The organism is Stutzerimonas balearica DSM 6083 (assembly GCF_000818015.1).
Classification (GTDB): domain Bacteria; phylum Pseudomonadota; class Gammaproteobacteria; order Pseudomonadales; family Pseudomonadaceae; genus Stutzerimonas; species Stutzerimonas balearica.
In genome coordinates, this window is the sequence record NZ_CP007511.1 from 3612738 (window position 1) to 3625038 (window position 12301).

At 68.4% G+C, this 12301-nt stretch carries 11 protein-coding genes; 6 read left to right on the forward strand and 5 right to left on the reverse strand.

The window, feature by feature from the left end; all coding sequences use genetic code 11:
* Positions 1 to 39: 39 nt before the first annotated feature.
* The gene (locus CL52_RS16765; protein WP_041108580.1) at positions 40 to 396 is read left to right on the forward strand and encodes a 4a-hydroxytetrahydrobiopterin dehydratase; all 357 of its coding nucleotides are present in this window, start codon (positions 40 to 42) and stop codon (positions 394 to 396) included.
* Positions 396 to 1589: an amino acid aminotransferase gene (locus tag CL52_RS16770; protein ID WP_043221934.1), complete on the forward strand. Its 1194-nt coding sequence runs from the start codon at positions 396 to 398 to the stop codon at positions 1587 to 1589. Before CL52_RS16765 ends, CL52_RS16770 begins: the two co-directional genes overlap by 1 nt.
* A gap of 36 nt (positions 1590 to 1625) precedes the next feature.
* Here the strand turns inward: CL52_RS16770 and CL52_RS16775 are convergent, their stop codons facing one another.
* Positions 1626 to 2582 carry a helix-turn-helix transcriptional regulator gene (locus CL52_RS16775; RefSeq protein ID WP_043221937.1) on the reverse strand — a complete coding sequence of 319 codons (957 nt, stop codon included), beginning with the start codon at positions 2580 to 2582 and terminating at the stop codon, positions 1626 to 1628.
* A 166-nt stretch (positions 2583 to 2748) separates the two neighbouring features.
* Here CL52_RS16775 and CL52_RS16780 point away from each other — a divergent pair, with 166 nt between their 5' ends.
* From CL52_RS16780 to rimA, 4 genes are all read left to right on the forward strand, one after another.
* Entirely contained in the window at positions 2749 to 4899 is a 2151-nt protein-coding gene (locus CL52_RS16780; RefSeq protein ID WP_043221939.1) for a TonB-dependent siderophore receptor, read from the forward strand.
* A 53-nt stretch (positions 4900 to 4952) separates the two neighbouring features.
* The gene (locus CL52_RS16785; protein WP_043221940.1) at positions 4953 to 5267 is read left to right on the forward strand and encodes a DUF2218 domain-containing protein; all 315 of its coding nucleotides are present in this window, start codon (positions 4953 to 4955) and stop codon (positions 5265 to 5267) included.
* The gene (locus CL52_RS16790; protein ID WP_043221942.1) at positions 5264 to 6199 is read left to right on the forward strand and encodes an alpha/beta hydrolase; all 936 of its coding nucleotides are present in this window, start codon (positions 5264 to 5266) and stop codon (positions 6197 to 6199) included. The genes CL52_RS16785 and CL52_RS16790 overlap by 4 nt, the downstream gene beginning before the upstream one ends.
* Before the next feature lie 162 nt (positions 6200 to 6361).
* Positions 6362 to 7147, forward strand: a complete 786-nt coding sequence (gene rimA / locus CL52_RS16795; RefSeq protein WP_041107750.1) for a S6 modification regulatory phosphodiesterase RimA — start codon at positions 6362 to 6364, stop codon at positions 7145 to 7147.
* On the opposite strand, the gene CL52_RS16800 is transcribed toward rimA, so the two are convergent.
* The 4 genes from CL52_RS16800 to maiA form a co-directional block, all read right to left on the reverse strand.
* On the reverse strand, positions 7148 to 7831 hold the full coding sequence (locus tag CL52_RS16800; RefSeq protein WP_043221944.1) for a type 1 glutamine amidotransferase domain-containing protein: 684 nt from the start codon (positions 7829 to 7831) through the stop codon (positions 7148 to 7150).
* 87 nt (positions 7832 to 7918) lie between these two features.
* Positions 7919 to 9808: a methyl-accepting chemotaxis protein gene (locus CL52_RS16805; RefSeq protein WP_043221946.1), complete on the reverse strand. Its 1890-nt coding sequence runs from the start codon at positions 9806 to 9808 to the stop codon at positions 7919 to 7921.
* Between the two features lie 213 nt (positions 9809 to 10021).
* Positions 10022 to 11482, reverse strand: a complete 1461-nt coding sequence (locus CL52_RS16810; protein ID WP_043221948.1) for a sodium-dependent transporter — start codon at positions 11480 to 11482, stop codon at positions 10022 to 10024.
* A gap of 84 nt (positions 11483 to 11566) precedes the next feature.
* Positions 11567 to 12217 (reverse strand): maleylacetoacetate isomerase, encoded by a 651-nt coding sequence (maiA, locus tag CL52_RS16815; RefSeq protein ID WP_043221950.1) that lies wholly within the window; start codon positions 12215 to 12217, stop codon positions 11567 to 11569.
* Positions 12218 to 12301: the final 84 nt, after the last annotated feature.

Sequence of the window (12301 nt, forward strand, 5' to 3'; positions counted from 1 at the left end):
CCAATGACCTTCACCCAACAGACCAAAGGGACCGACACCATGACCGCCCTCGCCCAAGCCCAATGCGAAGCCTGCCGCGCCGATGCGCCCAAGGTATCCGACGAAGAACTGGCCGAGCTGATCCGCGAGATTCCCGACTGGAACATCGAGGTACGCGGCGACCACATGGAGCTGGAACGCGTCTTCCTGTTCCGCACTTTCCGCCACGCCCTGGCCTTCACCAACGCGGTCGGCGCCATCGCCGAGGAAGTCGGCCACCATCCGGCCCTGCTCACCGAATGGGGCAAGGTCACCGTGACCTGGTGGAGCCACGAGATGCGCGGCCTGCACCGCAACGACTTCATCATGGCCGCGCGCACCGACCAGCTCGCCGCCAGCGCCGAGGGCCGCAAGTGATGCATTTCGGCCAGATACCCCGCGTGCCCGGCGACCCGATCCTCGGCCTGCTGGACGCCTACCGCGCCGACCCCAACCCGGCCAAGCTCGACCTGGGCGTCGGCGTTTACAAGGACGCCCGCGGGCTGACGCCCATTCCACGGGCGGTCAAGCTGGCCGAGCAGCGCCTGGTCGACAGCGAAGAAACCAAGAGCTACATCGGCGGCCACGGCGATGCCCTGTTCGGCGCGCAGTTGCTGCGCCTGGTGTTGAGCCCGCGTGCGCTGGCGCTGACCGAGGAGCGCGCCGGTTGCACCCAGGCCCCCGGGGGCACCGGCGCCTTGCGCCTGGCCGGCGAGTTCATTGCCCGCTGCCTGCCCGGGCGCAGCCTCTGGCTGAGCGACCCGACCTGGCCGATCCATGAAACGCTGTTCGCCGCGGCGGGCGTGCCGCTGCGCCATTACCCCTACGTCGGCGCCGACAACCGCCTGGACCGCGACGGCCTGTTCGCCACGCTGGAGCGCATTCCACCCGGCGACGTGGTGCTGCTGCACGCCTGCTGTCACAACCCGACCGGCTTCGACCTGAGCCAGGACGACTGGCTGCGGGTGCTCGACATCGTGCGTCGCCGCGAACTGCTGCCGCTGTTCGACTTCGCCTACCAGGGCTTCGGCGATGGCCTGGACGAGGACGCCTGGGCGGTGCGGCTGTTCGCCGAGACGCTGCCGGAGCTGCTGATCACCAGTTCGTGCTCGAAGAACTTCGGCCTGTACCGCGAGCGCACCGGCGGGCTGATCGTGCTCGCCGCCGACAGCGAACGGCTGCTCGATGTACGCAGCCAGCTGGCGGCGCTGGCCCGCGGCCTGTGGTCGACGCCGCCGGCACACGGCGCCGCGGTGGTGGCCGCCATCCTCAGCGACGATCCGCTGCGGCAGATCTGGCAGGACGAGGTAGAAACGATGCGCCGGCGCATCGCCAGCCTGCGCCAGGGTCTGGTCGAGGCGCTGATGCCCTACGGGCTGGCCGAACGCTTCGCGCACATCGCCGAGCAGCGCGGGATGTTCTCCTACACCGGGCTGACCGCCGAACAGGTGCGCCGGCTGCGCGCCGAGCATTCGGTGTACCTGGTCGAAAGCGGCCGCGCCAGCGTCGCCGGGCTCGATGCCGAACGCCTCGATGCCCTGGCCGCCGCCATCGCCCGGGTAGTCGCCTGAGCCTCGCGGCGCTCACCGGCGGGCGGCGACCTCCGGCTAGACGCGCGCGCGCAACTGCCGCGGGCTGACGCCGAACTGGCGCTTGAAGGCGGTGGCGAAGTTGGCCGGGCTGCTGTAGCCGGCACGCCAGGCCGCCTCGCTGACGCTGACACCGTCGCGTTCGAGCGCCTCGCGGGCCTGCTGCAGGCGCCGTTGGCGCTGATACTCGAACACCGAAAGGCCGCGCAGCGCCCGGAACTGGCGCTGCAGCGTCGTGGCGTTGCAACCGATCTCACGGGCGATCCCCGCCAGTGACAGGCCGTCCGCCGCGCCGCTGTCGAGCAGTTCGGTCAGCCGCTGCACACGCAGGTGCTCGTGCGGGCGCAGGCCATGCGCGGGCGGCGGCTCGGCGAGGCTGCCCAAGGCTTCGCAGGCGATGTCCAGTGCCCGGCTCTCCAGGTACAGCCGTTCGAGCAGCGGGTCGTAGCCCGGCGGGCTGAGCATCTGCTCGGCCAGGGTCAGCAGGCGTGCCGAAGGTGTCCAGCGCCGCGGCACCAGATGGCTGTGCATGAAGCGATGCAGCGCACCGCCGGCCACGTCCTGCGCACCGGCCCGCTCGAACCACTCCGGCGTCAGGCTCACCACCAGTTTGCGGATGCGCCGGCCACGTCGCGCCTGGCGGCGGAACAGCACCGGCTCGTTCATCGCCAGCGCCACGCCCTCGGGGCGGCGGCGATCGGGCTGGCCGAAGGTCAGCGCCAGGTCGCCGTACTGCACTTCGCTCTGCCCCTCGAGAAACAGCACGAACGATAGCCGCGGCCCGACCAAGTTCTCGGTGACGAAATCCTGCAGTTCCTCGTAATCGGACCAGTGCAGCGACAGGCCATCGCGCAGCTGCAACCACTGCACCCGCCCATAGAACAGCCGATCGTCATCCGGCCGCGCCAGGCGCAGGCCAGGCTGGCTCATGGCGGGCAGCTCATCGCGACGGATCAGGTGTACAGGCTGCTGCATGCGGCGGTCCCCGGTATGGCCGCGCAAAGCAAATGTTTGCGCGCGCAAAGGTTCGAGCAAGGTGCTGGTGGCAGACTACGCGCCGTCATTCTCGGATGCAAATCGTTATCATTTGTAGAGCGAGGCAATCGCCAACCTGCCCGCCCTCTGCACCAGGAGCTGCCACATGGACACACGCACCCGCCCGCTTCGCCTTGCCCAGCGTTCCCGCCACCTGCTGCTCGCCGGCCTGCTCGCGCCTTTCCCGCTGAGCGCGCTGGCCCAGGGCGTGGCCGCGCCGGGCGATGCGGTTCAGCTGGAGAGCATCACCGTCGAGGGCAACCGCCTGTACGACATGCCGTCCTCCGAGCAGAGCGGCGGCTACACGGTGCCCGCCGCCACCGTGGGCACCAAGACGCCGGCCGAGCTGCGCGACATCCCGCAGTCGATCAGCGTCTACACCCACGATTACATCCGCGACCGCCAGTTCGTGAACCTCGACGACCTGGCCAAGTACTCCACCGGCCTGCGCACGCTGACCAACGACAGCGGACGCTCGTCGATCTATGCGCGCGGCTACGAGTACGACGAGTTCAACATCGATGGCCTGCCGGCGCCGATGGCGAGCATCAACGGCACCCTGCCGTCGCTGTCGCCGTTCGATCGCGTCGAGGTCATGCGCGGGCCCTCCGGCCTGTTCAACAGCACCAGCGAGATGGGTGGCATCGTCAACATGGTGCGCAAGCGCCCGACCCGCGAATTCCAGGGCAGCCTGACCGGCCGCTACGGCAGCTGGGACAGCCAATACCTTGAAGCCGACCTCGCCGGCCCGCTCGACGAACAGGGGCGCATCCGCGGCCGCACGGTGCTCTCGCGCGCCGACACCAATGGCGAGGTCGACTACAACGCCAACACCAGCGAAAGCTTCTATGGTGCGCTGGACATCGACTTGACCGAGGCCACCACCCTGGCCTTCGGGCTGATCCACCAGACCAAGGACATCGTCCCGCACAACGGCTACCCGGCGGCCATCGACGGCAGCCTCGAATCGTTCAGCCGCTCGACCTACCTGGGCGCCGACTGGGGTGACTTCGACGGTCGCACCACCGATGCCGTGGCCGAACTCACCCATCGCTTCGACAATGGCGGCTACGGCCGCATCGCCGTGCGCGGCTCCAGGCGCGCGACCGACTACCTTTACGCGTTCACCGCGCGCAACGTGAACAGCGGAGCCACCAGCCTGGCCTACACCGCACGCGACCTGGAGCAGGACACCCTCGCCGTCGATGCCAACTACAGCCAGCCGTTCGAATGGCTTGGGCAGGTCAGCGAGTTCGTCATCGGCACCGACTACAAGCGCTACGACACCGAAACGGCCGATGCGCGCGGCAGCCTCGGCCCGATCGACCTCGCCAGCTATCGACCGACCGACATCGCGCGGCCGGACGTCCGCTTCGGCACGCCGACCGAGACGAAGGAGCGCGAGGCCGGGCTCTACGCCAAGCTGACCTTTCGCCCGATCGAACGCCTGGCGCTGATCGGCGGTGCGCGGGTCAGCAGCTATGAAGGCGACAACAGCAGTGCCGCCCGCGATGTCAGCGAAACGGGCTACGTCACCCCCTACGGCGGCCTGGTGTTCGACCTGGATGCGCAGCACTCGCTGTACGCCAGCTACTCGCGGGTATTCAAGCCACAAAGCGAAGCCGGTGCGGACGGGCGCATCATCGACCCGCGCGAAGGCGATCAGTACGAGCTGGGCATCAAGGGCAGCTACTTCGGCGGCGACCTCAACGCCCGGCTCAGTGCCTTCCAGCTGACCGACGAGAACCGCGCTACCGGCGCCATCGACGCCAACGGCGTGCCGATCGGCGGCGTCTACGAAGCCAGCGGCAAGACGCGCATCCGCGGCGGCGAGTTCGAGATCAGCGGCTATCTGACGCCCGACTGGGAAGTGCTGGCCGGCTACACCTACATGAAGACCGAGAACCTCGCCGGCGACGACAACGCGCTGTTCGCGCTGATGCCCCGGCACCAGGCCTCGCTGTGGACCCAGTACACCCTGCCCGGCGGCAGCCTGCGCGGCCTGGGCATTGCTGGCGGCGTCACGGCGATGAGCGATTTTCACATCGAACGCGCCGGCAGCCCGCGCCTGAGCGCACCTGGCTATGCCGTGGTCGATGCCAAGCTGTCCTACCCGGTGACCGAGCAGCTCACCGCGACCTTCGACGTGAACAACCTGCTGGACCGCAAGTACTACTCGCGGGTCGGCAGCGTCGGCACCTTCAACTTCTACGGCCCCTCGCGCAGCTTCAGCGTCGGCGCCCGCTACCAGTTCTGACCGCCCGTGCCGCCGCGGCCGGAAGGCCCGGCGGTCTGCACAGGAGACAACGCATGCCCCAGTTCCATGCCCAGGTTCCCACGCCGCGCGCCGCACGCAACATGACGCGCCTGCACAAACACTTCGCCCACAAGGCCGAAGTGTGGGCCGACGAAACCGCGGCAAAGGTCGCCTTCGCCTTTGGCGAATGCCGGATGCACGCCGAAGCCGAGCGCCTGCTGATCGATTGCCAGGCCGAGGCCGGCGAGGCCGAGCGGCGCCTGCGCTTCGTCATCGCCGACCATCTCAAACGCTTCTCCGGCGACGAAGCGCTGGAAGTCCAATGGCGCGACGGCCCATTGCCGGCCCGGACCGAGGCGCACCCGTGAGGCGCCTCGTACTGGCCCTGCTCGCCACACTCGGGGCCGGCGGCGCCGCAGCCGAGGACGCCGCACCGGCCTGGCAGGCGGTGACGCTGGCGCATACCGAACAGCGCAGCGTGCATTCGCGGCATACCGGCCGCGACTACCGCATCTTCGTGGCGCGACCACAGCAGGAGCCACCCGCCGCGGGCTACCCGGTGCTCTTCGTGCTCGACGGCAATGCGCTGTTCCCGACGCTCGCGCTGCAGGCCCAGGCACTCGAGGCTCGCCCCGCCCCGGCGCTACGCGACTCGGTGCTGGTGGTCGGCATCGGCTACCCGAACACCCAGCTCTACAACTTCGAGGCGCGGGCCGAGGACTACACGCCCGACGCCGCAGACCGCCAGCGGTTGCCCGGGCGCCCGGCGCCACCCGCTGGCGGCGCCGAGCGTTTCCTGGCGTTCATCGAGGACGAGCTCAAGCCGCTGATCGCCGCGCGCTATCGGGTCGATCCGTCGCGCCAGACCCTGTTCGGCCACTCCTATGGCGGGTTGTTCACCCTCTACGCCCTGCTCGAGCGCCCGCAGGCCTTCAGCGGCTATGTCGCCGCCAGCCCGTCGATCTGGTGGTATCAGGGCTTTGTCGAACGTCGCCTGAGCGCGTTCGAGCGCCGCGCCGGCAAGGACGCGCCTCGCGCGCAGCTGCTGATTACCGCGGGCAGTGCCGAGGAACCGCAGGCCGACGACCCGCTGAGCGACCCGCGCCAGCGGCACCTGGCCGAACGGCGCATGGTCGGCAACGCCCGCGAGACGGCGCAGCGCCTGGCCGCGGTGGCGGGCCTGCGTGTCGACCTGCGCATCAATGCCGGGGCCAACCATGGCACCAATGCGCAATACAGCACGGTTCAGGCGCTGGAACTGGCGAGTCGCGTCGGCCGGGCGGCCGCCGAGGCTGACTGACCAGTCATCGAGGCGCCCTCGGTCAAGCGCTCAGGGTGGTCAAGAAAGCCGCCGAGGCGGCCGACAACAGAAGGTAACCGTCACCGCGACCGGCAGCCGTTATGCTGCCGTCATCGCGCGGCCCTTCAGGCGCAATGGCCGCCAAGCACCCGAGGAACACCGATGCCCCGCCGCTCCGCCTGCGACTCCGACCAGCCTGTCACCTGCGAGGGCTGCCGCAACGCCCAGCCGCTGGACTTCGCCTTTGCCTATGCCTACCAGCCGATCGTCGATCTGGCGGCCCGCCAGGTCTTCGCGCATGAGGCGCTGATACGCGGCCCGGCCGGCGAACCGGCCCCGACCGTGCTGTCGCGGGTGACCGAGGAGAACCGCTATCGCTTCGACCAGGCCTGCCGCGTCGAGGCCATCCGCACGGCTGCGGCGCTCGACATGCAGAGCCGGCTGTCGATCAATTTCATGCCCAATGCGATCTACCGCCCCGAGCTGTGCATCCGCTCGACGCTGCAGGCCGCGCGCGAGCACGACTTCCCGATCGAGCGGATCATCTTCGAGACGGTCGAGGGCGAAGAGGTGAGCGACGGCAAGTGGCTTGCCGAAGTCCTGCGCGAATACCAGCGCATCGGCTTTCTCACCGCGATCGACGATTTCGGCGCCGGCTTCGCCGGGCTCAACCTGCTGGCCGACTTCCAGCCGGACCTGATCAAGCTGGACATGGATCTGATACGCGGCATCGACGCCAGCCGCTCGCGCCAGGCGATCGTGCGCGGAGTCACGCAGATGTGCCGCGAGTTGAACATCCGGGTGATCGCCGAAGGCGTGGAAACCGCTGACGAATACCTGTGCCTGGCCGATCAGGGCATCGAGCTGATGCAGGGCTATCTGTTCAGCAAGCCGCTGTTCGGCGCCTGCGCCAGTGCCGATGCCCTGAGCTGGCCGGCCGCACGCTGATCAGCCGGCGCGCAGCAACTCCAGCAGCGCGTCGGCCGCGGCCTCCGAAGAGGCCGGGTTCTGCCCGGTCACCAGGTGTCCGTCGACCACCACGTAGGACGCCCAGTCCGGCCCCTTGCTGTAGTTGCCGCCGCGCGCCTTGAGCCGGTCCTCGAGCAGGAACGGCACCACCTCGGTCAGCTCGACCGCCGCCTCCTCGCTGTTGGTAAAGCCCGTCACGCCGCGCCCCTTGACCAGGAACTCGCCGTCCGGCCCGCGCACCTCGCAGAGTACCGCCGGGGCATGGCACACCGCGGCCACCGGCTTGCCGGCCCGTACGAAGGCTTCGATCAGGCCGATCGAGTGGCGATCCTGCGCCAGGTCCCAGAGCGGGCCATGCCCGCCGGGAAAGAACACCGCGTCGAAGTCCTCGGCAGACATCTCGTCCAGCTTGTGCGTGCTGGCCAGCGCCCGCTGCGCCTCGGCGTCTTCCTTGAAGCGCCGGGTGGCCTCGGTCTGCGCGTCAGGTGCATCGCTCTTCGGGTCCAGCGGCGGCTGCCCGCCCTTGGGCGAGGCGAGGGTGATGTCGGCGCCGGCATCGCGCAGGACGAAGTACGGCGCGGCGAACTCCTCGAGCCAGAAGCCAGTGGGCTTGCCGGTGTCGCCCAGGCGGTCGTGCGAGGTGAGAACGATCAGTACCTTCATGAAGAAACCTCCCATGGTCATGTTGCCCTGAGAGGTTTCGACCGCAACCGGCCGCCGCTGCTCCACGGCGGCCGGACGGAAGGCGCGCTAGATGCGGAAGCTGTCCACCAGCTGCTTGAGGCGGCCGGCCTGGCGCTCGAGGTCGCCACAGGCACGCAGGGTCGCCTCGAGGTTCTCCACGCCCTGCTGGTTGAGCGTGTTGATTTCGATGATGTCCATGTTCAGCGACTCGATCACCGCAGTCTGCTCTTCGGTGGCGGTGGCAACCGACTGGTTCATCGCGTCGATCTCACCGATGCTGCGGGTCACCGCGACCAGTCGCTCGCCCGCCTGGTCGGCGATGCCCACGCTGCTTTCGCTCTGACGCTGGCTCTCGGTCATGGTGGTGACCGACTGCCGCGCATCGACCTGCAGTTGCTCGATCATCTGCTGGATTTCCTGTGCCGAGCTCTGCGTGCGATGCGCCAGGCTGCGCACCTCGTCGGCGACCACGGCGAAGCCGCGCCCGGCCTCGCCGGCCCGTGCCGCCTCGATGGCCGCGTTGAGCGCCAGCAGGTTGGTCTGCTCGGAGATGCCCTTGATGACCTCGAGGATGTGGCCGATGTCGACCGTCTTGGCGTTGAGCGTCTCTATCTGCCGGCAGGAGTCGCTGATCTTCGCCGAGAGTTCACGCATCGCGGCGATGTTGCGCTCGACCACCTGGCGCCCGTCGTCGGCCTCGCCGCTCGCGCCGCTGGCCTGCTGCGAGGCGTCGGCGGCGTTGCGTGCGATCTCCTGGGCAGCGGCGCCCAGCTCGTTGATCGCCGCGGCCACGCTGTTGGTACGGCTGGCCTGCTCGCCCGAGTTGGCCATCGACGAGTTGGACGCGGCGAGCACCAGGTTGACCACTTCATGCACCTGCTGGGTCGCCGAGGACACCTCGCGGATGGAGCCGTGGATGCGCTCGACGAAGCGGTTGAAGGCACCGGCCAGCTGGCCGAACTCGTCGTTCGACTGCACCGCCAGGCGGCGGGTCAGGTCGCCCTCGCCCTCGGCGATGTTGGCCATGGCCCGGCCCATGTCGGTCAGCGGGCGCATCAGCACGCGAATCAGCATGCCCAGCAGGGTGATGATGAACAGCACCGCCACGGCCGTGGCGACAAAGGCCGAGGTACGGAAGCTGGCCAGGCTGGCATAGGCCTTGTCACGGTCGACCGAGATGCCGACGTACCACTTCACCGACGGCAGGCCCTCGACCGGGCTGAAGGCGAGGATGCGCTCGTTGCCGTCGAGGCTCGCCTCGGCGTAGCGGCTGGTCAGGCTCGGGGTGTTCTGCGGGTAGAGCTCGCTCAGCGTCCTGTTGACCTTGGTCTTGTCCGGGTGGACGAGGATCTTGCCGTCGGCACTGACGAGAAACGCATGGCCCATGCCGTTGAAGTCGAGCGAGTTGATGATGTCGACCAGCACCTTCAGGCTCAGGTCGCCGCCGATCACGCCAAGGGTCTGGCCGCCGGCCTGCGCCGGGGTCGCCACGGTGATGATCAGCTCGTTGGTCGCCGCATCCTCGTAGGGCTCGGTCAGCGTGGTCCGGCCGGCGGCCACGGCATCCTTGTACCAGGGGCGCTGGCGCGGGTCGTAGCCCGGCGGCAGCTCGAAGCGCGGATGCACGAGGAATTCGCCGTCGGCACGCCCCAGGTAGCTGAAGGCAAAGGTCGAACTGAGCGCCGGCTGGCGGACCAGGGCTTCGACCTGTTCGGTCGAGTTGTCGCGCGCGACGGTCTGCGCAAGGCTCTCGAGCAGCACCAGGCGGCCGGACAGCCAGTTGGCGATATTGTCGGCGGTGACCACGCCCATCTCGTCGAGATAGCTCTGCAGGTTCGCGCGGATGGCGTTGCGCTGCAGGTAGTCGTTGTAAAGCGTGAACAGCGCGAAGGCGACGACCACGACCAGCGAGGCGGCCAGCAGGATCTTGTGGCTGAACTTGAGCTGTTTGGGCATTTGCGGAACATCCGGTTGGCTGAGCGGGGCTCGCATCCTGCGCACGGTGCATTCCGTTGATCTCGGTCAAGTTTTCGGCTGTTTTCGGCAGAACTTGACCGCCGGCCGTCCTGCGCCCGCAACGCGCTTGCCCAAGGCCACCGCCGCAGCGGAGGCGCGCGCCCATAAAAAACGCCAGCCCGAAGGCTGGCGTCTGCTCGTCACGCGCTGGGCTCAGCGGCCGGCCAGGGCTGGCATCACCCGCGGGCGAAAGCCTTCGCCGACGATCGTCAGCAACGCGATGGCGCTGGCGATCCAGTACCAGCGCTCGAGCGGGTCGAAGCCCAGCCAGCCGAGCGCATGCAGGAACACCATGAGGATCAGCACCGGGCTGACGTAGCGCACCATGAACAGCCACAGCGCGTAGCCGGCCGGCGACAGCTCCAGCTCGTCGCGCATGATTTCGGCGCGCAGGCAGTAGCCGGCCAGTACCGCCATGAAGATCCCGCCCAGCGGCATCATCCAGCGCGAGGTCAGGTAGTCCAGGGCATCGAACAGAGTGGTGCCGAACAGCTTCCAGTCGGCGCCGACGTTGAAGGAGAGCATCGCCAGCAGGCTGATCACCAGCAGCACCGTCCCCGAGCCGATGGCGGCCTTGCCGCGGCTGATGCCGTGCTTTTCGTTGAGGTAGGCGACGGTCGCCTCGATCATCGAGATCGCCGAGGACAGCGCGGCAACCGACACCATGGCGAAGAACAGCACGCCGAACAGCGTGCCGAACGGCATCTGCTGGAAGGCCAGCGGCAGGCTCATGAAGATCAGCCCCGGCCCGGCGCTCGGGCTCATGCCATTGGCGAAAATCACCGGGAAGATCGCCAGCCCCGCGAGCAACGCCACGCAGGTATCGGCGATCGCCACCATGAAGGTGGTGCGCGCGATGGACTGGCCATCCGGCAGGTAGGAGCCATAGGTGAGGATCGCCCCGGAGGCCAGGCTGAGGGTGAAGAAGGCGTGGCCCAGGGCGGCCAGCAGCGCTTCACCGCTGAGCTTGGAGGCATCGAAACTGAACAGGAAGGCAAAGCCCTCGTCGAAGCCGCCGCTGGTCAGGCCGTAACCGACCAGCACCAGCAGCATCACCGCCAGCCCGGGCATCATCCAGCGGAACGCACGCTCGACCCCGGCCTGTACGCCGCGGCCGACGATGAACAGCGTCAGCAGCGCCACCAGCACGCTCCAGCCACCGAGCACCCAGGGGTTGGCGTTGTGCGCCTCGAAGGTCTGTGCCAGGCCCTCGACGCTGCTGGCCGCGAGCGAGCCGTCGAGCATCTTGACCGTATAGGCGAAGGCCCAGCCGGCGACCACCACGTAGAAGCAAAGGATCATGAAGCCGGCGAGCATCGCCATGCTGCCGACCAGTTTCCAGGCCGGGTTGCCGTTGTTCTCGCGCACCACGCGGGCGATGGCGTCGATCGGGCTGCCGCGCCCGCGGCGGCCAATGGCGATCTCGGTCATCATCACCGGAATGCCGATGGCGAGGATGCAGACCAGGTACATGAGCACAAAGGCGCCGCCGCCGTACTCGCCGGTTATGTAGGGGAATTTCCAGATATTGCCGAGCCCGACCGCCGAGCCGGTCGCGGCGAGAATGAAGCCCCAGCGGGACAGCCAGAGATTCTTCGGTTTTTCACGAGTCATGCGTCACCTGCTTGTTTTTATCTGTGACGGATCGAACCCGCCGCGCTTGTGGCATGGCGGAGTGGCACGCAAGGTTGTGGGTAGTCAGCCAGCGTCGGGTTGCACCTCCGGGGCGGCATGGGTGAATGCCTCCAGCGCCTCGCAGCGAGCAACCCGCGCGAGGATACGTGGATAGGCGTCCATTGGGCAGTCGAAACGGCGGGCGTTGTACACCTGCGGCACCAGGCAGGCTTCGAGATAGCCGGGCCGCTGGCCCAGCGACAGCTCGTCACCAAAGGCTTCCAGCCCCACCTCCACCGACGCCAGGCCCTCGGTGACCCAGTGCCGGTACCAGGCATTCTTCGCCTCGTCGTCGACGCCGAGCTCGCCGGACAGGTACTTGAGCACGCGCAGGTTGTTCAACGGGTGGATATCGCAGGCGATGTGCATGGCCAGTGCGCGCACCTGGGCGCGGCGCACCGGATCGTCCGGCAGCAGCGCCGGCACCGGAAACACCTCGTCGAGGTACTCGAGGATCGCCAGCGACTGGGCGATGCGCGCGCCGCCGTTGACCTCGTCGACCAGCAGCGGCACCAGCCTCTGCGGGTTGAGCGCGCGGTACTCGGCGGCGTGCTGCTGGCCGCCGTCCTTGACCAGATGCACCGGCACCTGGCGATAGGCCAGGCCCTTGAGGTTCAGCGCGATGCGCACGCGGTAGGCGGCGCTGGAGCGCCAGTAGCCGTAGAGTTTCAACATGGCGAACCACCCTGAGCCGTGGGGTGGAAAGCCGCGCAGCGATCTCCACCGGCTGCCTGTTCCGCGCGGTGGCTGTGAAGACCC

Excerpts from the sequence above, each read along its gene's own strand:
- CL52_RS16770 (WP_043221934.1), top strand. The coding sequence starts at position 396 with ATGCATTTCGGCCAGATACCCCGCGTGCCCGGCGACCCGATCCTCGGC.
- CL52_RS16785 (WP_043221940.1), top strand. The coding sequence starts at position 4,953 with ATGCCCCAGTTCCATGCCCAGGTTCCCACGCCGCGCGCCGCACGCAAC.
- CL52_RS16805 (WP_043221946.1), bottom strand. The coding sequence starts at position 9,808 with ATGCCCAAACAGCTCAAGTTCAGCCACAAGATCCTGCTGGCCGCCTCG.
- CL52_RS16765 (WP_041108580.1), top strand. The coding sequence starts at position 40 with ATGACCGCCCTCGCCCAAGCCCAATGCGAAGCCTGCCGCGCCGATGCG.
- CL52_RS16810 (WP_043221948.1), bottom strand. The coding sequence starts at position 11,482 with ATGACTCGTGAAAAACCGAAGAATCTCTGGCTGTCCCGCTGGGGCTTC.
- CL52_RS16780 (WP_043221939.1), top strand. The coding sequence starts at position 2,749 with ATGGACACACGCACCCGCCCGCTTCGCCTTGCCCAGCGTTCCCGCCAC.
- CL52_RS16775 (WP_043221937.1), bottom strand. The coding sequence starts at position 2,582 with ATGCAGCAGCCTGTACACCTGATCCGTCGCGATGAGCTGCCCGCCATG.
- CL52_RS16800 (WP_043221944.1), bottom strand. The coding sequence starts at position 7,831 with ATGAAGGTACTGATCGTTCTCACCTCGCACGACCGCCTGGGCGACACC.
- rimA (WP_041107750.1), top strand. The coding sequence starts at position 6,362 with ATGCCCCGCCGCTCCGCCTGCGACTCCGACCAGCCTGTCACCTGCGAG.
- maiA (WP_043221950.1), bottom strand. The coding sequence starts at position 12,217 with ATGTTGAAACTCTACGGCTACTGGCGCTCCAGCGCCGCCTACCGCGTG.